30 protein-coding genes are annotated in these 20900 nt (G+C 60.6%); 14 read left to right on the top strand and 16 right to left on the bottom strand.

The genetic code is table 11. From position 1 onward, the window contains the following. Window positions 1–78 precede the first annotated feature (78 nt). Window positions 79–603 carry a hypothetical protein gene (locus LO787_RS12805; protein ID WP_232496210.1) on the top strand — a complete coding sequence of 175 codons (525 nt, stop codon included), beginning with the start codon at window positions 79–81 and terminating at the stop codon, window positions 601–603. A 171-nt stretch (window positions 604–774) separates the two neighbouring features. Continuing rightward, window positions 775–939, top strand: a complete 165-nt coding sequence (locus LO787_RS12810; protein WP_232496211.1) for a hypothetical protein — start codon at window positions 775–777, stop codon at window positions 937–939. Window positions 940–1054: 115 nt separating this feature from the next. Here LO787_RS12810 and LO787_RS12815 read toward each other — a convergent pair whose 3' ends face one another. Together LO787_RS12815 and LO787_RS12820 are read right to left on the bottom strand one after the other, a co-directional pair. Beyond that, complete coding sequence (locus LO787_RS12815) at window positions 1055–1261, bottom strand: hypothetical protein (protein WP_232496212.1); 207 nt, start codon at window positions 1259–1261, stop codon at window positions 1055–1057. Beyond that, entirely contained in the window at window positions 1261–1485 is a 225-nt protein-coding gene (locus LO787_RS12820; protein WP_232496213.1) for a hypothetical protein, read from the bottom strand. Before LO787_RS12820 ends, LO787_RS12815 begins: the two co-directional genes overlap by 1 nt. A 77-nt stretch (window positions 1486–1562) precedes the next feature. Between LO787_RS12820 and LO787_RS12825 the strand changes: the two genes are divergently transcribed. Both LO787_RS12825 and LO787_RS12830 read left to right on the top strand, forming a co-directional pair. Continuing rightward, a complete protein-coding gene (locus LO787_RS12825; RefSeq protein ID WP_232496214.1) occupies window positions 1563–1883 on the top strand; it encodes a hypothetical protein in 321 nt (106 codons plus the stop codon). 662 nt (window positions 1884–2545) lie between these two features. Then, complete coding sequence (locus tag LO787_RS12830) at window positions 2546–2734, top strand: DUF3253 domain-containing protein (protein WP_232496307.1); 189 nt, start codon at window positions 2546–2548, stop codon at window positions 2732–2734. A gap of 157 nt (window positions 2735–2891) precedes the next feature. On the opposite strand, the gene LO787_RS12835 is transcribed toward LO787_RS12830, so the two are convergent. Then, window positions 2892–3461, bottom strand: coding sequence for a type 1 glutamine amidotransferase domain-containing protein (locus LO787_RS12835; protein WP_232393094.1), 570 nt, complete (start codon window positions 3459–3461; stop codon window positions 2892–2894). Between the two features lie 537 nt (window positions 3462–3998). Here LO787_RS12835 and LO787_RS12840 point away from each other — a divergent pair. Further along, window positions 3999–4226: a DUF3072 domain-containing protein gene (locus LO787_RS12840; RefSeq protein WP_232393096.1), complete on the top strand. Its 228-nt coding sequence runs from the start codon at window positions 3999–4001 to the stop codon at window positions 4224–4226. A gap of 57 nt (window positions 4227–4283) precedes the next feature. Here the strand turns inward: LO787_RS12840 and LO787_RS12845 are convergent, their stop codons facing one another. From LO787_RS12845 to LO787_RS12860, 4 genes are all read right to left on the bottom strand, one after another. After that, on the bottom strand, window positions 4284–4772 hold the full coding sequence (locus tag LO787_RS12845) for a cupin domain-containing protein (protein WP_232393098.1): 489 nt from the start codon (window positions 4770–4772) through the stop codon (window positions 4284–4286). Next, window positions 4772–5581 carry an exodeoxyribonuclease III gene (gene xth, locus LO787_RS12850; protein WP_232393100.1) on the bottom strand — a complete coding sequence of 270 codons (810 nt, stop codon included), beginning with the start codon at window positions 5579–5581 and terminating at the stop codon, window positions 4772–4774. Before xth ends, LO787_RS12845 begins: the two co-directional genes overlap by 1 nt. 491 nt (window positions 5582–6072) lie before the next feature. Next, on the bottom strand, window positions 6073–6537 hold the full coding sequence (locus tag LO787_RS12855) for a ribonuclease E inhibitor RraB (protein WP_232393102.1): 465 nt from the start codon (window positions 6535–6537) through the stop codon (window positions 6073–6075). Window positions 6538–6580: 43 nt separating this feature from the next. Further along, window positions 6581–6835, bottom strand: a complete 255-nt coding sequence (locus tag LO787_RS12860; RefSeq protein WP_232393104.1) for a hypothetical protein — start codon at window positions 6833–6835, stop codon at window positions 6581–6583. A 289-nt stretch (window positions 6836–7124) separates the two neighbouring features. On the opposite strand from LO787_RS12860, the gene LO787_RS12865 reads away from it, so the two are divergent. From LO787_RS12865 to LO787_RS12885, 5 genes are all read left to right on the top strand, one after another. Then, a complete protein-coding gene (locus tag LO787_RS12865) occupies window positions 7125–7700 on the top strand; it encodes an SRPBCC family protein (protein ID WP_232393106.1) in 576 nt (191 codons plus the stop codon). Beyond that, window positions 7700–8890 (top strand): zinc-dependent alcohol dehydrogenase, encoded by a 1191-nt coding sequence (locus tag LO787_RS12870; RefSeq protein ID WP_232393108.1) that lies wholly within the window; start codon window positions 7700–7702, stop codon window positions 8888–8890. Before LO787_RS12865 ends, LO787_RS12870 begins: the two co-directional genes overlap by 1 nt. 11 nt (window positions 8891–8901) lie before the next feature. Next, window positions 8902–9684, top strand: coding sequence for an SDR family NAD(P)-dependent oxidoreductase (locus tag LO787_RS12875; RefSeq protein WP_232393110.1), 783 nt, complete (start codon window positions 8902–8904; stop codon window positions 9682–9684). Between the two features lie 44 nt (window positions 9685–9728). Further along, window positions 9729–10547 (top strand): alpha/beta fold hydrolase, encoded by an 819-nt coding sequence (locus LO787_RS12880; RefSeq protein WP_232491425.1) that lies wholly within the window; start codon window positions 9729–9731, stop codon window positions 10545–10547. Window positions 10548–10620: 73 nt separating this feature from the next. Next, entirely contained in the window at window positions 10621–11595 is a 975-nt protein-coding gene (locus LO787_RS12885) for an SDR family oxidoreductase (RefSeq protein WP_232496308.1), read from the top strand. 67 nt (window positions 11596–11662) lie between these two features. Here LO787_RS12885 and LO787_RS12890 read toward each other — a convergent pair whose 3' ends face one another. The 5 genes from LO787_RS12890 to LO787_RS26235 all read right to left on the bottom strand — a co-directional run bounded on the left by LO787_RS12890 (window position 11663) and on the right by LO787_RS26235 (window position 13481). Then, window positions 11663–11959: a plasmid stabilization protein gene (locus LO787_RS12890; RefSeq protein ID WP_103098015.1), complete on the bottom strand. Its 297-nt coding sequence runs from the start codon at window positions 11957–11959 to the stop codon at window positions 11663–11665. Between the two features lie 20 nt (window positions 11960–11979). Beyond that, the gene (locus LO787_RS12895) at window positions 11980–12246 is read right to left on the bottom strand and encodes a DUF2171 domain-containing protein (protein WP_232491426.1); all 267 of its coding nucleotides are present in this window, start codon (window positions 12244–12246) and stop codon (window positions 11980–11982) included. Window positions 12247–12282: 36 nt separating this feature from the next. Next, the gene (locus LO787_RS12900) at window positions 12283–12573 is read right to left on the bottom strand and encodes a DUF3175 domain-containing protein (RefSeq protein ID WP_232491427.1); all 291 of its coding nucleotides are present in this window, start codon (window positions 12571–12573) and stop codon (window positions 12283–12285) included. Between the two features lie 16 nt (window positions 12574–12589). Beyond that, window positions 12590–13006 (bottom strand): four-helix bundle copper-binding protein, encoded by a 417-nt coding sequence (locus tag LO787_RS12905; protein WP_338045373.1) that lies wholly within the window; start codon window positions 13004–13006, stop codon window positions 12590–12592. An 85-nt stretch (window positions 13007–13091) separates the two neighbouring features. After that, entirely contained in the window at window positions 13092–13481 is a 390-nt protein-coding gene (locus LO787_RS26235; RefSeq protein WP_170066005.1) for a response regulator, read from the bottom strand. Window positions 13482–13784: 303 nt separating this feature from the next. Between LO787_RS26235 and LO787_RS12915 the strand changes: the two genes are divergently transcribed. Continuing rightward, window positions 13785–14393, top strand: coding sequence for a flavodoxin family protein (locus LO787_RS12915; protein WP_232491429.1), 609 nt, complete (start codon window positions 13785–13787; stop codon window positions 14391–14393). Between the two features lie 157 nt (window positions 14394–14550). Here LO787_RS12915 and LO787_RS12920 read toward each other — a convergent pair whose 3' ends face one another. The 4 genes from LO787_RS12920 to LO787_RS12935 are packed head-to-tail and all read right to left on the bottom strand — an operon-like array spanning window position 14551 to window position 17555. Beyond that, on the bottom strand, window positions 14551–14892 hold the full coding sequence (locus tag LO787_RS12920; protein WP_232491430.1) for a hypothetical protein: 342 nt from the start codon (window positions 14890–14892) through the stop codon (window positions 14551–14553). A gap of 45 nt (window positions 14893–14937) precedes the next feature. After that, complete coding sequence (locus LO787_RS12925) at window positions 14938–15666, bottom strand: Crp/Fnr family transcriptional regulator (protein ID WP_103098008.1); 729 nt, start codon at window positions 15664–15666, stop codon at window positions 14938–14940. Then, window positions 15666–16040: a response regulator gene (locus tag LO787_RS12930; protein WP_232491431.1), complete on the bottom strand. Its 375-nt coding sequence runs from the start codon at window positions 16038–16040 to the stop codon at window positions 15666–15668. The genes LO787_RS12925 and LO787_RS12930 overlap by 1 nt, the downstream gene beginning before the upstream one ends. A 3-nt stretch (window positions 16041–16043) precedes the next feature. Further along, the gene (locus tag LO787_RS12935) at window positions 16044–17555 is read right to left on the bottom strand and encodes a sensor histidine kinase (RefSeq protein ID WP_232491432.1); all 1512 of its coding nucleotides are present in this window, start codon (window positions 17553–17555) and stop codon (window positions 16044–16046) included. Window positions 17556–17974: 419 nt separating this feature from the next. On the opposite strand from LO787_RS12935, the gene LO787_RS12940 reads away from it, so the two are divergent. From LO787_RS12940 to LO787_RS12950, 3 genes are all read left to right on the top strand, one after another. Next, the gene (locus LO787_RS12940) at window positions 17975–18655 is read left to right on the top strand and encodes a Crp/Fnr family transcriptional regulator (protein WP_232491433.1); all 681 of its coding nucleotides are present in this window, start codon (window positions 17975–17977) and stop codon (window positions 18653–18655) included. 241 nt (window positions 18656–18896) lie between these two features. Beyond that, complete coding sequence (locus tag LO787_RS12945; RefSeq protein ID WP_232491434.1) at window positions 18897–19088, top strand: hypothetical protein; 192 nt, start codon at window positions 18897–18899, stop codon at window positions 19086–19088. A 384-nt stretch (window positions 19089–19472) separates the two neighbouring features. Then, window positions 19473–20432 (top strand): Crp/Fnr family transcriptional regulator, encoded by a 960-nt coding sequence (locus LO787_RS12950; RefSeq protein ID WP_232491435.1) that lies wholly within the window; start codon window positions 19473–19475, stop codon window positions 20430–20432. Window positions 20433–20900 lie beyond the last annotated feature (468 nt).

A 20900-nucleotide genomic window follows, 5' to 3' on the forward strand; every position in this document is an offset into this window, starting at 1 on the left:
AATGGGGTGGAAAGGCCGCAATGGAATGGAGGACCTGGGCGAGAGCCCAGGTTGCGCGCCGCCGCGGCGGGCCTAGAGGTGAGTGACGCCCATACCGCCTGCCCGGCAGGTCAATCAGCTACGCCAGCGCGCGACAGCGCGCTGTCCGCATCCGGAACGCAGATGCGGGCCGGTCCTGCCAGTGATCGTCACGGCTATGCCGACGAGACGCCGAAGGTGGCTCGGTCGGAGCTGCAGGCGGAGATAGAGCGCGGCCGCGCCAAAGGCGCGGGGCAGCCATACCGTCCGGTTCTTGATGGCAAGGTATGGAGCGGGATGCGCTGTAACCGCCCCGCCATCGTGTCAGGGTTCAACGTCGTCCCGATACCTCCGAATCGACTGCAACAACGCAGCAGTGAACCTTTCTCCGGGTCGGCATGCGACGGATCGATGGCATCATCACCGCTTCACAACGAGGAGCCTGCCGTGCCCCCGGCTTACAAAATCGAATTTTACCAGCCTCATCTGCGAGATGAGGGTTTTGGATGGATCTGGTGGATACTCGGGCTCGACGTGATGCTCTGGGCCATGATCGGAGGTAGTTTGTGGGCCTTGGCTCACTGACCTTTCAAGAAGGCCCAGCGCTGCGGGGGCAGGCCGGGCCAGTTGGTTGCAGGGGATATTTCGCAATCCCCTCGGGTCGCGCCCGCTGTGTACACGATTGCGTCGTCACGCGCCAACATCCCGTGGTACGAAACAGCCGCTGATTTGGCCGACAAAAAGGGAGATTGTCGGATGGACGTGGCCGAGGCTCGCCACAAGGCGACGGAAGAGGACGTTGAACGGGCCATCGATCAGGGGGCGTTTCAGGTTCCTGCGATGCCGGCGGCAGACCTGCTGGCATTTTTCCGCGCAATGATCGATGTAGTCCTGGCGGATCATGTGGGAGAGCATCAATGACGCGACGATATTGGGGGCTGGCCGCGGTCGCCTCGATCCTGGCGGGCCTGCCGCTCGGCTTCTTGAGCCTCGCCCATGCTATGAATTCCCCGGTCCTGGCCGCTCTGATCACCCCTTAGCCATCTTGGCCGTGGCCGCGATGGGCCACCTTGAGAAACGCAGCAGCATCTTGCCGGAAGATGCGCTGCCAATACGGCTCCGCCTGTTCCCAGGGCTGCCATTCGCTGCCGGGATCGCTGTCAATGCAGGACGCCCACATCTCGCGCGCCAGTTCATCGACCAGCGCTTCCTGGTCATTGGTCGTGCAAATCCTACAGGGCATCAGTCGCGCTCCAGCGAGGAACATCCCACATCGCGGCTGCCGCCCGCCCTGCACTTGAGCCGCGCCTTGATTGCAGGCATGCGCGTGTCGAGACCGTTGGTGATGCACGTCCTGGATAGCGCCCTGCGATCAAGCCGCGCGCCATGGCCGCAGGCGCACCTCACGCCGACATCGACGCCTTGCCTGGTGTAATCGAAGATCGTCTCGAATCGTTGCGGTCCCATGATGCCACCCGTTACCGTTTGCCGAACAAATACAGAACATATAGCATCAGGACATTCCCCCATGGAGTGATTCTGAAATGCCCCACCTTGCCAAAATGGATGGCCCGCTGGACCTGGGCGGCTATGAAACCGACGCGATGCCGCAGACCTTCGGACGTTGGGTGCTGGCGCAAGTCGGGCGGGGCGGCTTCATCGGACAGCTGGCGACTATCGCGCAGTCGGATCGGGGCTTTCCCAGGATGGGACCGCTGATGCGGTCCGCAAGCGCCTCGGCGACACCGGTGCGGATCCCGAGATGTTCGATGCCGTCGATGATGCCGAACTGGATTGGGCAAGCTTGTGACCCAGCAGTTTCGCATGACGATATCCCGTCAGCCGCAATTCCCATGGCGCGATAGAGGCTCAGACACACACCATCGCGCATTTTGACCATGCCAGGCCGGCCGCCCTCCCCAATCGAAACCATATTCGGGGATAGAGATTATCGACTTATCCAGACCCTCCAGGAGATGTCAGAGTGGCCAGCCAACCGATAGAGCACCCCGGGAATGACAATCCGGGCAACGTCCCTGTTGAATATCCTGAACCAGGCAGTCCGGGCGCACCGGATGACGTGCCACCCGTCGGCCCCGACTTCGATCAGCCGGACACGGCACCTGTCGAACTTCCGCCGCCGGACTGACAGGCCTTCAGCTCACAGCCCACGAGCCCGGTTCAGTCTGCGGATTCCTCCTTGCCGCCACGACCCCGGGCTGGTGGGCGCTGCATCTCTTGAAGTAAGCAGCGCTGCTTTCAGTACTGATAAGCGGCGAAGACGAGCACAAGGGCGTCTGATGGCGGGTAGCGCCGCGGCGTACTGAGCAGCTCTCGCCGATCTTTCGGGACTCGCACGCGAGAGACCCGGGCCTCTGGCATCGCCCGCGCACAGTCGGCGCCTCCCCCAGCCTGCAAACAGATTGCAGGATCGGTCCTCACGAGGGCAATCGATCCCCGAAAACGTGGAACCCGCCAAGTGAAACCGGATGCTCGAAAGACAATTTTGCAGCTACTTGGCGAACGCATGGGAGGTGCAACGATCTGCCCGAGCGAAGTCGCTCGCGCCATCGCATCTGAGGATCAATGGCGAGAAGCGATGCCGGCGGTCCATGCTGCGATCGATGAGATGATAGCCGATGGCATCATCAGTTTAAGCTGGAAGGGGCGCAATCTGGACCGGCGAAGCGGGGCATACCGTATCAGACTGCGATAGATCGGCCCGTTGCAAGAAATCGCCCGGACACCGATGATCGCCTCGTAAGAGTGCCCTGCAAGTGACGTGCGATCCACACCCCTGCGTCGGACAAGCAGAGGTCCAGCTTGTTTTGTCGGATGGGGCGAGCGATTGAGCCAGCCCCACCCAATTCCCATCAGACGCTGCGCGCCTGCGCAGCATGCCTGCCTTCCGCGAATTCCTCGATCAACTTCGCGCAGAAGGCGGGAAGATCGTCCGGCGTCCGACTGGTGACCAGGCCGTCGTCCACGACGACCTCCTCGTCGATCCAACGACCTCCGGCGTTCTCGATGTCGGTGCGAACGGATGGGAACGATGTGACAGTCCGCCCCTTGAGGACGCCGGCCTCCACCAGTACCCATGGAGCGTGGCAGACGGCGCCGACGGGCTTGCCGGCCTCGAAGAAATCCCGCACGAACCGCACGGCGTCCTCGCTACCGCGCAGCTTGTCCGAGCCGACGCTCCCGCCTGGGATGACAAGTGCGTCAAAGTCGTCCGCAGACACTTCGGTGAACGTCCTGTCGATGGGATAGCTGCCCCCAGGATCAAGATCGTTGTTGTTCGTCTGCGCGGTCCCGCTCTCCAGGCTTATTGCGGTGACCCTGGCACCAGCCTGCTCCAGTGCTTCCTTGGGCTTGACGAACTCGGGCTCCTCCGTGCCGCGTGGCGCGATGAGAATGGCGATCGAACGATTGTCGAGGGACATGGCATCTCCTGTCGAGTGGTGGGCGCCGCCTCCATTTCCGATGGTACGGAAGACGATGCGCCGGGCCTCCAGTAAACCGCCGGAGGCTGCTCTTGATCCGCTCGGCCCGAGATCGTGCTGTGTCTTTGCGTGGGACTGCCCCAGGGGCAAGGCGCTCTGATCCAGCCTTCCTGTCAGGCATGTAGCGGGGATCGTGCCGCGAGGGGATCGCCAGATTCGTCAACGGGTGGCCACAGGTCTGCTGGCGAGGGGCTGAGGGTCGGTTTCCTGTTTCGCCAACACGCACCGCGTGGATCGAACACCCGCCTTTTCACGCCGTTACTCGCAGAAGCCGAAGGTCAGGTGCCGTGGGCTGCGCCGCAAAGCGACAGCCCTGTTCGAGCAGAAGATTCCCGGATGCGTCCCCGATCATGAACGGCACACCCGGCGCCATACCTCCACTTTCCGTCCTCGGCGCACTCCGGGCGAGGTGGATCGTGCGGGAACCATACCGGCGACCCCATCGTTTCGAACAAATCACGAACAAGGAACTGCCAGATGACCGATGAACTGCACAACCCCAAGCTGGACGATCACCCGGCTTCGAATACCGAAAAGGATCCGTCTGACTGGGTGTCGGGAGACGACCCGATGACCGGAGCGCAGGCTTCCTATCTCACGACGCTTTGCGAGGAGGCAGGCGAGGATCTGCCACCCGGGGATCTCAGCAAGGCGGACGCGTCACAGCGGATCGACGCGCTCAAAGCCAAATTGGGGAGGAACTGACAAGCGAAAGTCTGCCAAGTGACAGCCGCGCGCAGGACGAAGTGTCCGACCAAGGCTTCAGGCAGACAAGGCGGCTCCCCATGCGCCGGTTATCGGGTCCTGCGCCGGATCCGGAAGCGCAGCTATGCGCGCGAGGGCGCCATCGTCGGCGCTCCGGCAGATGTCCCAGTCCTGGCCCCGGGGGTACGCGCCGACAACCTGGAAGTCGTCGCTGGCCTCCAGGCAGCGGTGTCCTGTACCTGCGGGCAGCATCACCGCGTCGCCTGCCGTGACGATGATCTGCTCGCCATCCGGCCCGCCCAGTTCAAGCACCGCAGTGCCGGCAAACACGCCAAGCGCCTCGTGCGCCGTCGAGTGGTAATGATGGTAGTCATAGACCCCGTCACGCCAGTCCGGGCGCCAGCCGTTATCCGTGAACAGCATTTCGAAGCGCTCGGCACCCTGCTCACCCGTCACCTCGATCGCACTCCTGTACACCCGGACGGGCAGGTGCGGATTGTTGGGCACCCACGCATTGGCGTCCAGTTGCATCGTCTCGATTTTCATCAGTCGCCTTTCTTCGTACCCGGCCGCCGCGCTGCCTTGTCGGCCAGTTCGATCCATACCGGCGCATGGTCGCTTGTTTTCTCCCAGGCGCGCGGACGCCGATCGACCTCTGCAACCTTGAGCCGGCCGGCAGCCCGCGCGTTCAGGAGAAGATGATCGATCCGCAAACCGGCGTCCCGTTCGAATGAGCGGCGCCAGTATTTCCAGAAGGTGTAGATGTGTGCGGCTGGATGGAGTTCGCGCAAGGCATCGGTCCAGCCCTGACCAAGCAGGCGGGCGCAGGCGGTTTTGACCTCAGGTGCGAACAGGGCATCGTCGCGCCAGCGATCGGGGACGTACACGTCAAGATCGGTTGGTATGACATTGAAGTCGCCAGCGATCACGACTGGCGCATCGAGGGTCACCAGGGTCGAAAGACGGTCGTGGAGCCGCTCGAGCCAGCGCAGCTTGTAGTCGAACCTGGGGCCCGGCTGCGGATTGCCATTTGGCAGGTAGAGGGCACCAATGAGGACGCCATCGACGGCCGCTTCGATGTATCGGCTCTGGGTGTCAGCAGGATCGCCTGGCAAACCGCGCCGGGTCTCGTGGATCTCGCCGACACGGCTCAGGATCGCGACGCCGTTCCAGCTCTTCTGGCCATGCCAGATCGCGTCATAGCCCAGATCGCGAATCGGTTCTTGGGGGAAACGCTCGTCGGGCGCCTTCAACTCCTGAAGACACACCACGTCGGGCTGCGCGATTTCCAGCCATCTGAGAAGTACGGCCAGCCGCCCGTTGATGCCGTTCACATTGTACGTCGCGATTTTCACGAGGCATTACCCTCCGACGGGGGCGAGTGGCCGGCGACAGGATAATGCGGGCACCAGCCCCGCTTTCCTGCCCGAAGGGATCGAAATGCCCGGTGATTGGGCTTTCACTGCTCGCGCCATCGCAATCGCCCGAGATATCTTCGACAGCACAAGCACCCAAGATAGGGAGTCGTTCCGAAAAGCCGGGGGAGTGTATCGACCTCGGGCCCTGCCTCCTTCTCCAGCCCCCTTCCCGCGCTCCGGCAGCCACGCGTCCTTCATAAATGCCTGGCCGTGATCAAGGGCTACAGTCTGCCTGAGATTGAAGGAGAGAGCCGAGATCGTCAGTATCGAGTGCGGGCGCGATAATGCGGAGCGGCGCATCGCGCATCTGCCTCTCGCCCACCTCCAGTCTTGTGAAGGCGACCGGGTTTCGCGATCTTCGAGGAAGGCTGTCGCCGCGACAGGCATGCCGAACGCCTCGCGACGCACGTCTACGCGAGCGGCACACGCTAGGCTTCCTTGTGATCCGTCTCAAGACAGTGCCAGCCGTTTGCCCTCCCCTCTCGAAGTTCGGCAGCTCGCTGCAAGTCCTTCTGCATTGCCGCGATTCGTCGAGCGTGGGCGATGAGACGTGTCGCGACCCGTACTGTGCAAGGCGCGGCCCCGTCCTTCGCCTCAACGATCTCCGCGCGGACGTGCTTGTTCTCGATCGCGACAGCAAAGGCTTGTGCCGAAGCCCGGTTCAGGAAGACAAAGGAGAAGATCACGGTCTTCTCCTCCGGCGCGTGCAGTCCATGCTGTAGGCCGCAGTTTTTCGCCGTTTCCCCGGCGCCGGGTTCCCGGTCCCAATCCCTGTCAAGGTCGGCACGAGCGGGCTCCGTGGCCGGGCGCGGCGGCACACCTTCGTGAGGTGGAGGACAGATCATCTCGTTTTCCACCTCGCGGTTGCTTGGCCTGTCATCATCCGCCTGCATGATGTCTCTCCTCAGCCTCCCGTGTCGCGATCATCCAGCTTTTCTATTCGCCGGATCGGCGGGGAGCGCGATCGACATCCCCGTCACGCCGTTCGCTTTCCGGATAGTCCTCGGGGTCGACTTCGCCCACGACAGGGCGATCGTCCACTTTTTCAGGCTTCTGACCGCCGCGCGTGCGGGGGTCGTGGGCCGCGTCCGGGCGAGCGTCCCCCATTCCGCCGCGAGGCGTTTCATACGGGTCATCGCCGGCGCGCTGCCGGGCCTCCTCACCATTCTCGGGCGTGATCCCATCGGTCATGACAAGTCCTTTCCGTTTGCCGACGCAAAAGCATGGGCGTCCTCTGCCGTTCCCGGCGAGCGGGAGTCCGCTAACTTCGATCAAGTCACGGGGGCGTCTCCGCATCTAACCGACTGATCCATGTTAACGTCAGGTCGTCATCAGGGAACGCGGCCGAGCCCGATGGCTTGATGAGGGCACAAGCGGGCGAGCACCACGACACCAGCGCCATGCCGATTAGGGCTGGAAAGCTCCGGGCTGCCCGCGACCGATATGCAGCCAGCGTACTCATCCCGGATAAGGACTCGCAATGACGGACATTCGCGACGATGCCCCACCCGCCACCGCCAAACACGCAAGCGCCACGCAGAATGCGGCGCGCGAAGGCCTGTCCGGCGAGGGCGACACCCTCATCGCCCGTTCGGTGACGATCAACCGCAGCCGGGACGATCTCTATCGGTTCTGGCGGGATTTTCCGAACCTCGCGAAGTTCATGGAGAACGTGAAGCGTATCGACGTGCGCGATGATTGCACGTCGCACTGGGTCGTGGCCGGCCCCGGCGAGACTACGGTCGAATGGGACGCGCAGATAACTCAGGACGTTCCGGGCGAAGCGATCGCCTGGGCATCGACGAACAGCCCTGACGTTTCCAACAGCGGGCGCGTGGAATTCCGCGACGCGGGCGAGAGAGGCACGGTCGTCACCGCGACGATCTTCTACAAAGCCCCCGCCGGATTTGTCGGGAAACTGATCGCCAAGCTGTTCCAGCGCGAACCCGGCATTCAGGCGCGCCGCGACCTCAGGCGCTTCAAGCAACTCATGGAAACGGGCGAAGTGGCCACTGCGGCGCGCACGCTCAAGCAACGCGAAGAGGAGATCGCCTGATGCGTGCACTCACCTGGCACGGCAAGCACGACGTTCGGGTCGACACCGTGGATGACCCGGAAATCCTCAATCCGCGCGATGCCATCATCAAGGTGACGTCCACGGCGATCTGCGGCTCCGATCTTCACCTCTACGACGGCTTCATCCCGACGATGAAGGCAGGCGATATCCTCGGTCACGAATTCATGGGCGAGGTCGTCGAGACAGGTCCCGGATCGACCCTGCGCAAAGGCCAGCGCGTGGTCGTTCCCTTCACCATCGCGTGCGGGAGCTGCTATCATTGCGGCAAGCACCAGTATTCCGCCTGCGACAACGGCAATCCGGCGGACAATCAGGACATCGCCCAGGAACTCTACGGCCAGCCGATGTCCGGCCTGTTCGGCTACAGCCACATGACCGGCGGTTACGCGGGCGGCCAGGCAGAGTACGTGCGCGTGCCGTTCTCCGACGTGGGGCCTATCGTCATCCCGGACGGCATCGACGATGACCGGGTCCTGTTCCTTTCCGACATTCTTCCCACCGGCTGGCAGGCGGCCGAGAATGCGGAGATCGAGCCGGGCGATACGGTGGTCGTGTGGGGATGCGGCCCGGTCGGGCTTTTCGCCGTCCAGTCCGCCTTCCTGATGGGCGCAGAGCGCGTCATCGCCATCGACCATTTTCCGCGGCGCCTCGAACTCGCAAGACGGTTCGGCGCGGAGACGATCAACTACGAGGAAACCAGAACCTACGAGGCCCTGATTGAGATGACGGGCGGTATCGGCCCGGACGCCTGCATCGATGCTGTGGGCCTCGAAGCCCATGGGTTCTTCGCGGACAACGTCTGGGATCAGATCAAAGTCTCGACTTTCACGGGGACCGACCGGACGCACAGCATACGACAAGCGATCCACGCCTGCCGCAAGGGTGGCCGGGTCTCGATGCCCGCCGTCTACGGCGGCTTCGTCGACAAGTTCCCGCTTGGCGCGTTCATGGAAAAAGGCCTGACCCTCAAGACCGGCCAGACCCATGTGCAGCATTACCTGCCGGGGCTGCTCAACGCCATCGTCGAGGACAAGATCGATACCACGTTCCTCATCAGCCATCGCCTGCCGCTGGAACAGGCGCCGGACGGGTATCGCATGTTTCACGACCACCAGAATGACGTGACCAAGGTCGTGCTGAAGCCCGGCCTCGATCGCGTCGCCGCCTGAGGAGAACGCCCATGGCCGACAAATTCGCCATCGTCACAGGCGCGTCCACCGGGATCGGTTTCGAGCTCGCCCATTGCGCGGCGCGGGCCGGGTACGATCTGCTGGTGGCCGCCGACGAAGCGCTGATCGAGGCAGCCGCACGCGATTTCAGCCTGCACGGGGTCAACGTCATGTCGGTGGAAGCCGACCTTTCGACGCTGGACGGCGTCGATCGCCTGCTTGCCGCAACCGGCGGGCGAGCGATCGACGTGCTTTGCGCCAATGCGGGCGTCGGCACGGGCGGGGCCTTCCTGCAGCAGGAGGTTGCGACCTGGCGCCATTCGATCGACACCAATGTTACCGGGACGGTCTATCTCCTGCAAAGCGTGCTGACGAGGATGGTCGCGCGCGGCTCGGGCAAGGTTCTCGTGACGGGGTCCATCGCGGGCTACATTCCCGGCAGCTTCAATGCCGTCTACAATGCGACCAAGGCCTTCATCGACAACTTCACCGAAGCCCTGCGCAATGAACTCAAGGACATCGCCGGCGTCACGCTCACCACGCTGATGCCCGGTGCAACCGAGACCGAATTTTTCGCACGCGCAGACATGCTCGACACGCAACTGGGCCAAAACGACAAGGCAGACCCTGCGAAAGTCGCTCGCGACGGCTGGGACGCGCTGATGGCGGGCAAGGGACACATCGTGTCCGGCTGGTCCAACAAGCTGCAGGTCGCCGGTGCCGGCATTGTCCCACAGTCTCTTCTGGCGCAGCAGCATCGCAAGATGGCCGAGCCGGGAAGCGGAAACCGCTGAATATCTCCCATTTTTCCCGAACAGACAGTCGGAGCAGATAATCCATGTATATCGAGACGCCGCAAGGCCACGTCATCCACGTCAAGGACATGGGCGAGGGAAAGCCCGTCATCCTCATTCACGGCTGGCCGCTGACAGGGGACATGTGGGAATACCAGACGCTTGCTTTGCTCGAGGCGGGGTATCGCGTCATTACCTACGACCGGCGCGGGTTCGGTCAGTCGGGCCATCCGTCCGGCGGATATACCTATGACGTGTTCGCTGACGATCTCGCCGCGGTCATCGACAAGCTCGATGTTCCAAAGGTGTCTCTGGTGGGCTTCTCGATGGGCGGAGGCGAGATCGCGCGCTACCTGGCGCGCTACGGCTCCGGCAAAGTGGACCGCGCGGTGCTCGTATCCTCGGTCGTGCCGTATCTGCTGAAGGACGACAGCAATCCGGACGGCGTCGATGCCGCGGTCTTCGAAGACATGAACACGCAGATCCGCGAGGATCGGTTCGCCTTTCTCCAGACATTCGCCAAGATGTTCTATGGCGTTGGCCTGGTCTCCAGGCCGGTTTCAAGCGCATTGCTCGACTGGACGTTCGCGCTCGCGATCATGGCAAGCCCGAAGGCCACAATCGACTGCGTCGATGCATTCGGGCGTACGGATTTTCGGCCGGACTTGCCGGCCTTCGATATCCCGACGCTGGTGATCCACGGCACCTCAGACAAGACGGTGCCAATCGATCCGGCAGGACGAGCAGCGGCCGCCAGCATCGCCGGTGCGCAACTGGTAGAATACGACGGTGAGCCGCACGGCCTGTTCGCGACCGCACCCGACCGGCTCAACCGCGATCTGCTCGCGTTCCTTGCCGGATGAAGACCATACCCTCCCCTTGATGCCCCCCTTCGCTACGACGGGACCAGGTTCGGAGGACAAGGAAATCAGGCCTATGACTGACCCCAGCACACGCCGTGACGTTCTGAAGGGCGCGACATTGGCCGGAGCGACTCTCGCCGCGGTCCCGTCCCTGGCGAAAGAAAGCAGACCGATGCAGGATCCCACATCCAATCACACCAGCGACCCGTTTCCAGAGCAACGGCAGGAATGGCCCGCGCTCCAGCGCGACATGAAGCCGGTGCCGGACTGCGGTGAGGCAACATATCGTGGAAGCGGCCGTCTCAAGGGACGCAGGGCGCTTGTAACCGGCGGCGATTCCGGCATTGGCCGCGCCGCAGCGATCGCATTTGCCCGCGAGGGCGCGGACATTGCGATCAACTACTATCCGACCGAGGAGCCGGACGCTCAGGACGTCGCGCGGCTGCTGCTGGCGGAAGGGTGCAAAGTGAAGCTGCTTCCCGGCGATCTCACAGATGCCAGTTTCTGTCGCAGTCTCGTGGCGCAGGCAGCGCAGGCTCTCGGAGGTCTCGATATCGTCGTCAACAATGCCGCCTATCAGCAGTCCAAGGCGTCGATCGATGAGATCAGCGAGGAACAGTTCGACCGGACCATGAAGACCAACGTCTATGCGATGTTCCATATCAGCAAGGCGGCCATTCCCCTGATGAAGCCGGGGGCCTGCTTCATCAATACCGCCTCGGTCAATTCGGTCAGTCCGGGAGAAGAGCTGCTGGATTACGCAACGACCAAGGGCGCGATCCTGATCTTCACCAAGGGGCTGGCCAAGCAGCTTGCAACCAAGGGTATCCGGGTGAACGCCGTCGCCCCCGGTCCGGTCTGGACGCCGCTGCAGGTGGCAGGCGGCCAATTGCCGGGCAAGCTGAAGGAATTCGGGCAGGACACGCCGCTGGGCCGTGCAGGTCAACCTGCCGAGCTGGCCTCGCTCTATGTGACCCTTGCGGAAAGCGGGACGAGCTTCACCTCGGGCAGCGTATTCGGCGCCAATGGAGGAACCGGGATCATCTGACCGGGCGCAAGATCAGTGTCAGGTGCGCACCCATGACCACGCGCACCTGACACCGTCAGGGTCGGCTTCAACCGCCCCCTTTCTTCCGGCGGGTCTCCCAACCTTTCTTGGCGGCCGCCGACCGCTGTTCGTGACTCTGGCTGGACCCGCCGATGCGCCCCCCTTTACGAGACGAGGCGTGGTTTTCTTTCCTGCCGCGACCCGAGCCCGATTTGTTACCGCCGCCGGATTCCTTGTTGACCGTAGCCCAGGCCCGCCGCTCGGCTTCCTTGTGGCCGACGCCGCGGTCCTCGTAGCCTTCCTCGATGTGTTCCGCCTTGCGCTTCTGCTTGTCGGTATAGCTGGATTTATCTCCACGGGGCATGATGCGGTCCTTTCTCTTCCTTAGGAACCCCGGTCGCTCAACGGTTCACCCCCTTCCTCCTCCTCCAGCAGAGCGGCCTCGGCCCCCGCTGCAGACAGCCGTACCTGATTGCCCTCCACTGCGGCGACCAGACCACCGGCGATGTAGTGATGATGGTCGCTGTGCGATCCGCTGTCGGCCTTGGTCATCTTGATCCGATCACCCTCGACCCTGTCGACGGTGCCGATATGCACGCCATCGGCGCCTATGATTTCCATGTGCTCGGTAACCTGACTGAGATCGGTCATGTGTCTTCCTCCTGGTGTGTTTCAGTGGGCGAATGATTATTCCGCTGCATGAGATTTCTTCCCGAACGCCTTGCGCAGTTCGTCCTTCGCCTGCTCAAGGACATCGCGTTGGTGCTTGCCGAGATTGTCTCCGGCACGGTTGATGTAGAACGTCAGCATGCTCATTGCGGATTGAAGCGGCGTGCCCTTGCGCCGTTTGCTATGCTCTGCCGAACGCTTGAGGGATGCGGCGATCTTGGCCGGATCGCCCTGTTTGAAGAGGCCTTCATCCAGGTCCAGGGCATCCGAACGCTCTGTCACGTCCTGCGACCACTTCTTCTGTGTCACCGCTCTTTCCTTTCCTTCAGTTGAGGCCGGGAAGCGCCTTGCGGCAGTCGGCAGCGCATTCGCGGCACATTTCCGCACAGAGCCGGCAATGCTCATGCTCATGCCGCGCGCATTCGCGGGCGCAGGCCTCGCACGTGAAGATGCATGTCTCGATCATCGCGCCCAAGACCGCGACATTGCTTCCCGTACGCCGCACGGCGATACGGCTGGTGACAGCGCAGACGTCCGCGCAGTCGAGGCAGACACGAATGCACTGGCGCATCTGCCCTGCTTCCGCGAGGCAGGCATCGGCACAGGAGGTGCACAACGCTGCACAGAAAAGCGCATGGCGCGCGGCAGTGGCGAGGTCTTCGTTCAACGTCTCGACGTCCGGATGGAGTGCGATCATGTTGTGAAGCGACATCTGCCAGTCTCCTCCGATGCGGTCGGACACGAAGGGCTAATCGCGTGGCGAGGCGGATGCTCCGCGGCCTTGATCCATGTTATCGATATGTCGTGAATGCGCGAAGAAGCCCGGCCTAGATTGGTTCGGGGCGGCACAGGTCCCGTAAAGCAGCGATCACGGCGTGGCGGTGTGGCGGTTTGGCAATGTAGGGCGTTTTACCGAAGGGCTCGGGAATCATCGCGGCGTCGTAGCCGGTCAGGAAAACGAATGGCACGTGCCGATCAGTCAGCAGATGTGGGAGCGCAAACGACATACCTTCGCCAAGGTTGATGTCGATCATCGCGCAGTCGGGTGTCTGGATATCCAGCTGTCTGAGCGCTGCATCGACGTTTGGGCATGGCCCGATCACGCGCCCACCGGCACCTTCAATTTCTTCGCGCAAATCCTGGGCGATGAAGAATTCGTCTTCGACCACCAGGATGGTTTTATCGCTAAGTTCAAGGTTCGCTCGGCCCGGTTCCACAGCAATCCCTTTGGCTATTTGTTCGCGGTCGGACCAATGGATGCGCGCAATCCACTCGATATCAATATGTAAAACTCGAAATCCTGATCGAGGTTAAGGAATCTGCGTGAATGGAGGTGCTACCTCGATCCATCTGCGCACGAGCGAAAACTTCACGTCTCGACAGCCTGACCACGGCAAGGCTGGAGCGCTCCCAGTCGGCACCCGGCAGGTTAGTTGTTAACATGGATGAATCCCGGTGATGCCACCAGGGCACTTGGCCGTTGTCAGGGCGCTGCATCAATAATGAGAACGGAGCCGTCCATGTCCATCAAGGCCATCGCGCTGAATTGCACTCTCAAGTCCGACGTGAATGAGGAATCCTCCACCGACGCGATGATCGCCGTGCTTGCCGATGCCTTTCGGGAACGTGAAGTCGAGGTGTCGGAAACGGTGCGGGTCGCCGCGCTCGACATTCTTCCAGGCGTGACCTCGGACGAAGGCGAAGGCGACGACTGGCCGCAATTGCGGGCCAAGATACTGGCGCACGACATCCTGATCCTTGGCGGACCGATCTGGATGGGACAGATGAGCAGTGTCGCCAAACGCGTACTGGAACGGATGGACGCCTTTCTCTCGGAAACGGACGAAAAGGAGCGGATGCCCAGCTACAGCAAGGTGGCTGTGGCTGCGATCGTCGGCAACGAGGATGGTGCCCACTTTTCCTCCGCTCAGATGTTCCAGGCTCTGAACGATGTCGGCTGGACGGTTCCGGCGGTGGCGGCCTGCTACTGGGTGGGCGAGGCGATGGGATCAGTCGACTTCAAGGATCTCGACGCGGTCCCGGACAAAGTAACGCGGACAGCCCGCATGGTTGCAGGAAATGCGGCGCATCTGGCACGGCTTTTTCAAGGGCATCCCTATCCCGGCTGACCCGCCGGCATCCTGAACTGAAGCGTGCAGGTATGAGCCTGGACACGCAAGCCATGCCGCTGCACATGACGCCGTCACCGCTCATACGGACTGACGGATGTTGACCCGCGTTGAGGAATTGTGCGCGGATCGCGCAGGTCCCAGCAGTAAAGAAGGCTCAGGATTTTCGGTTTTCGATCGAGCGGGCGGCTGCTCGCACACCTTCCGCCGGTTCGCCGCCGGCCTTGGGCGGATCAACCTCTTCCCTGCTCCACCGGTCGCGTTCGCTTGCAGGCTGTCCGGTGACGTTGCGCTGATCGCGAGGTTCGTATTCGCCTCTTCCGGCTGCAGGACTTTCTTGATCCCGCCAAGACTTGCCTGGCTTACCTGCGTCACCCGTCACCTTGCGAGAGTCCTTGGGCTCATATTCTCCGCCGCCGCCCATCGTTGCATCCTTCCTTTTTCCGATTTCCTTTGCTGCAACGAGATAGGACGCCGCCGAGTTGCCGCGTCGGTCCATTCAGCAACATAAGTGAGAAAAGCGGATGCCGCGGCGGGCATGCGGCTAGACGGCAGGTGACTGCAGCGCCGATACCCTGACCCTATCACGTCCGATCTTGACGGCCAGCGCCGACGGATCATGCAACGTGACACGCCGCTCCTTCCAGTCGAGATCACCCGATCGCCGCATGAGCTGGAGCGTGCGATTTACGTGAACCTGAGTAAGTCCAAGAGCATCGGCAAGAATCTCCTGCGTCAGCGGAAGTTCGAAGCTTCCGCCATCGGTCAGTCCCGCTAGCTCGAGACGGTCGTGGAGTTCCAGCAAAAGATCCGCGAGGCGCTCCTGAGCATTAAGGCGACCCACCCGGCAAATGTGAGCCAGATGATGGGCTTCGTCGAGTGCCTTGGCCATCGCATAAGCTCGCGCAAGTGAACCGTGCGGTGCCGAGCGAGGCGCCGGGCACACGGAAACGTCGGTCAGACTGGTGAGAGTCGACAGGGCGAGAGGCTCTGGCTGGGGGCACAGACCGATTATGTCGCCCGGAAGCAGGAAGCCGAGAATCTGTCGGCGCCCATCTGCAAGTTGCCGCACGCTGGCCACCCACCCGCTCAGCAGGATCTGCATCTGCGGAACAGGGTCGCCCTCGATGACGAATTCCCGCCGCGCGGTAAGGTGTGTCCATTCGGCCGATGCTCTCGCCAGCATCGAGATTTCGGCATCGCTGAGCGGTGCCAGCGAAGCTATCCGGCGGATCGCGGGCGGCTTCGATTGCCCTCCGCTGACAACAGGCATCACGCGTCCGGGACTCCGACCAAACCGCTCAGGGTTCCGATCAGGACTGCCATCGAGAAGGGCTTAGCCAGCTGAGGAACGTCGCGAAATGCCTCCGGGAGATACCAGGAATCGTAACCGGTCACGAACAGGAAAGGGATGGCCCGGCGCCGTAGCTCGATGGCGAGCGGCCATGACAGCTGGTCGTTCAAGTTGATGTCGAGCACTGCTGCATCCGGCTTTTCGCCGGACAGCATCTCCAGCGCGGTTGCCAGGTCTCCGGTTGGTCCGATGACCGTGACGGCCTGCTCTACCAGCCCGTTGCGCAGGTCCGCAGCAATGAAATATTCATCCTCGACGACAAGAATGCGTTTGCCGACGAGTGAGGCAGGCATTTTTCACAACTCCTTCCATGCGGCCCCCGCGCCCCCCTCGGACTGCGGTGCGGACAGAAGGCAGAACACGCCGCCGCCACGGAATTCGAGGCTGGTGGTCACCCCCGAACGGTATGGCAGCGCATCCTCGATCAACTCGCAGCCGAACCCTCTGCGGGTGGGCTGGGAACTGATGACGGGAACCCCCTGTTCGGACCATGTAAGGTCAAGTGAACAGATGCCCTTATCATCTAGGTTAACCTCCCAATGAATTTCGAGTCGCGCTTCGGGAAACCGTAAAGCGCCGTATTTCAGAGCGTTGGTAGTCAGCTCATGGAAGGCAAGACCCAGCGATTCGGTCAGTTGAGCATTCAGCTCGATACCAGGACCGCAGATCGTGACGGTCTCTCCATCGCTCACTCCGACGCTCAGCAGTTCATCGCGAATGAGGTTTTCCAGATCGGCATAACCATGCGCGCTCTGGGTCGCGACCATCTGTGCGCGCGCGAGATTATCCAGTCTTCCCGTGAAGTGATTGGCGATGCTTTGGATGTCTCCGCCAGTTTCGACGGTCCGAGAAAATACCGAGCGGATCACAGTCAGAATGTTCCGCACTCGGTGCTGCAATTCGGCAAGGAGCATCTGCAGCCGCCTCTCGCTTTCGCGAAGGGCCTCCTGAGAGCGCTTGAGCTCGTCCACCTCATGGATCACGATGACGGAGCCTGAAATCGTCCCTCCATCGTCACGGAGCGGCACGGACGACACGGTCGCCCAATGAACGGCACCGTCTTCGTCGGTCCGGGTAAACTCCATTCCCGGAACCGTACTGATACCGTTCAACGCCTTGATTGCAGGATAATCGCTCAATGCGACCGGCTCGCCATCGTCAGACACCGCTCGCCATCTCGGTCCGAACTCGGGGTCATGCGAGGGTATCCTGCGCGAAGGAAAGAGGCGCTGTGCCTCGGCATTGGCCAGAAGCATGTTGCCGTTCCTGTCCGCGAGCGCGATGCCTACCGGTGCTGATTCGAATATGGCAGCCAACCGGTTTTCGCTTTCGACCAAGCGCATTTCCGTCTGTTTGCGGTCAAGGACGTCGCGGAAAAGCACCGCCACCTGCAGGTCGCCAGGCGCTCCGAAAGGCATCGCATAGACGTCATACCAATGTCCGAGCGCCTCAGCCCGATCCTCGAACCTCTCGGCGATCCCAGTGCGAGCAATACGCCCGTAAATGTCGAACCAGTGTTGTTCGTGTCCGGGAACCATGTCCCGGACCGTGCGCCCCATCGCGTCTTTAAGTCCGGTCTGCCGGACGAAGGCCGCATTGGCCTGAAGAAACCGATAGTCGATCGGCTGGCCAGCTTCATCTTCGATCATCTCGATGACGCAAAGCCCTTCGTCGATGCCGTCGAACATCGCTCGATAGCGTAGCTCACTTGCTTCCAGGGAAGCTATCTGCGCGTTCGCGCGTTGCAGGTCCGCTTCCGAGCATGCCAGCAAGGCGCGAAGCCGTGCAATTTCACCGTTTTCGGCCATTATCGACCCATCGTGCAGTTGAGACGTGGACGGGTGGCCAATTTCGCAGGCCGAGACAACAATTTCCGCGTAGAGCCGCCTGATGTGGTCGACGAAGGGCGGGATCGCCTCTTGGAGCCTTCGCCATAGATTTCGACAATTTTCCCGATGACCATTGGGGAGCGCCGAGCAGGCGCTCGATTTCGGAGCCTTTCGAAGCCGAAATGACAGCGATCCGGTAGCGTTCCCTTGCCGCCACCAAAGTTAATCTCGATCAATGTGACGCGCATTCAAACGTAAGGCCCGCGCGCTCGAGCATGTCGTAGATACCGCTCGCTCCATCGCACGACGCCGCCGAAAACTAACATGCATCAACATGACACCTGCTTTGAAGGTTTAGATCGATCGTCGGAGGCGGGGCAAATCTGAAAGAGACGCCAATGGCTGTCGATCATAGTAGCACCCGTGAACGTCAATTCCGACGCCATGAACATTTGGCCCGTAAAGACGAGGTCCACGACCACGTTTTCCAGATCGAAGATGGTTGGGCTAGCCGATATTGTATGCTGGCGGACGGACGGCGACAGATCACCGCGCTATATGCGCCCGGAGATTTCTGCGAATCACAGTGGCTGCTTTCTGGCAGGGCGGATTATCCGATCGTTGCACTGACGCCGATCAAGGCCCGCTGCATCCCGCTGGCCGGCATTCATGGCAGACCCGGAAATTATGTAAGGCAGCTGCTTGCGGACATGCTGCGCGGCCATGCCCGTCAGACATCCTGGATTGTCAGCCTCGGCCGCCAAACCGCGGTGGAAAGGGTCTACGGCCTGATGAGCGAGCTGTACCGGCGCCTCCATGCCCGCGGCAGGGTGATGAATAACCGATGTGCAGTTCCGCTGACGCAACAGGACATCGCCGATGCGGTGGGCTTGACCTCCGTCCACGTCAATCGCGTGCTGGGCGATTTGAGAACCCGGGGCCTGCTCGAGCTCTCTGGAAAGCTGCTGCACCTTCCCAACCCCTTGGCTTTCGGGGATGCGGAAATCGCGACGGATTTCCCGCCGAACTCCACCTACAATCTGCTTGACTGCAACCAGCCGGAAAACGCGGCAGCCTGACATCAGTAATCAGACTAAAGACCTTGCTACATTTTCCGCCGCAAGGGCGTCCCGTCAGGAATGATCCCAACACCACCGCAAGTTGACCTGAGCCAACGTATCGGGGCCGATCCCAATAGACGGAAACACCTCTGCCCCAAGTCATCGAAATATGAGCATCATATTACCCGATATACTTAGCTCACTTGCCATAACATATTGAACCATTATTCTTTCAACATAATACATCGGAAAAAATGCGATGGCAAAATATAATAAAACTACGGATCGTGAACCGTCTACACGAAAAAAAGGCCGCGCTGGCATATTTATCGTGACGATCGTATTCGCTATGGCCTTGCTGATATTTGTTGGTCGCAATATTTGGCATCTGGAAATGGACAAGCAGGCGCGGGAAAACGCGGCTCATGACACGAGCCGTCAAGATCATTGAAATACCGGACATAGGCTGAGAAATCTGACGATCGCCCTGTGAACCTGTTGAGGAAGTTTTGGAAACAGGCGGGGGTGGCGGGTAGTACCCGCATCCTTGCAAACATGCGAAGAATGACCGTTTTTACCACCCCGCAAAGTTCACCCGGAAACAGCGTTCGCCCTGCCGACGATATTACCCCGGCCTGATGCATTGATAAGCGCAGTGCAGTGCCCTCGCGAGCGCTCAACATGCCTCTCGAATTGGAGCCATTCGACGCTTCCAGGGAAGTTGAATTGCCCGATCTTCCTGCCATGGACTGACTTGGTCTATTAGCGTCTTGAAAGCTTTTTGCCGATTTCAGCGCATGGTCGAAAGTGAATGTGTCCGGTAGCACACACCCTGATGATCGAGCAGATCTGCTCTAGCGCTCGGCGTCCTGCTGGCCAAGCGTGGCTCCGGCACGATGATTCAAGGGCAAAGTGTCATTGCAGGCTTCAATCACCCCGGCCGCTAAAATATCATGCGATGGCAGATTTGACGCCCATCGTCGGAGACAACCCTTGTATCCGGCAAAGCATGATACAGTTCGTGCTGCTGACGGCGTATGAGGAGAAAATCGGGATGGACAATCCTCTCACCCGCAAACTCTCGAGCTTCACGGATTTTTCGGAAGAAGATACCAGGCGCCTGAACGATCTGTGCAGGAACACCGATAGTTATATCTCCGGATCCGATCTTATTATGGAAGGCGATCGACCAGATTCCGTTTTCTTCCTACTGGAAGGCTGGGCGTATCGATACAAATTCCTTCCTGATGGCAACCGCCAAATCGTAGCCTATTTAATCCCAGGAGACTTGTGCGACATTCATATCTTCATTTTAAAGCAGATGGATCATTCGATCGGACTTCTTAGCGATGCAAAGGTCGCGGCAATTCCGAAAGTTGACATGCTGGAGATCCTTGATTCGCACCCTCGAATTGCCCAGGCGTTGCTTTGGGCGACGCTCGTAGATGAGGCAGTGCTGCGCGAATGGATCGTGAATATGGGCCAGCGCGATGCATTCTCGAAATTGGCGCATCTGTTTTGTGAGATGTGGTTTCGCATGCGGCAGGTTGGATTGGTGCATGCGAATCAATTCGATCTGCCTTTGACGCAGGAGCAACTGGGCGACACTGTCGGTCTGACGAAAGTTCACGTAAACCGGGTTTTGCAAAGGATGCGCCGTGAATCGCTCATTTCTTTATCAGGTAAAACACTGGTAATTCACGATATAGAGCGCCTTGGGCAAATAGGAGAATTTGATTCGACCTACCTGCATCTTGAACGCAGACCTTCGCCCAGCAGTCAGAGTAACTACTGACTTTCTAACAACACCCTGCGCAATAACGCTTAACCCTGATTCCAGTGTTTGTGCACCAGAAATACCTTTGGTAATTCAGCAGGCATGTTGCCTTTTGCCTTTAAGATATACCGACGCAAAACAGGAGAGCCTCGAACCACGAGGTTCGAACTCGGCATAGGCATCGCGTAGCTTGCGGCGCTGCCCCGATATCCGCTGGGACCAGATGGGAGCAATCGCCAATGATTTTTAGCGAGACGTCACGCAAAAACGCTACCGAGCCAGCATGTCAGATCGGGCAGCAGTTTGACACTTTAACTCTCTCGCATTGGGACTTTCGCCGAGCTCGAAAACCAAAAGACGTAACACAACGGCTCATTTGACCATCATATTGATTCCATTGCATATTTATTTTCGTTGCATAATTACAACAGTACGACGAGAATCGAACCGCGCTGAACGGCCAAAATGATGAAAATGATGGTATAA

Source organism: Novosphingobium kaempferiae (assembly GCF_021227995.1).
In the GTDB taxonomy this organism is placed as follows: domain Bacteria; phylum Pseudomonadota; class Alphaproteobacteria; order Sphingomonadales; family Sphingomonadaceae; genus Novosphingobium; species Novosphingobium kaempferiae.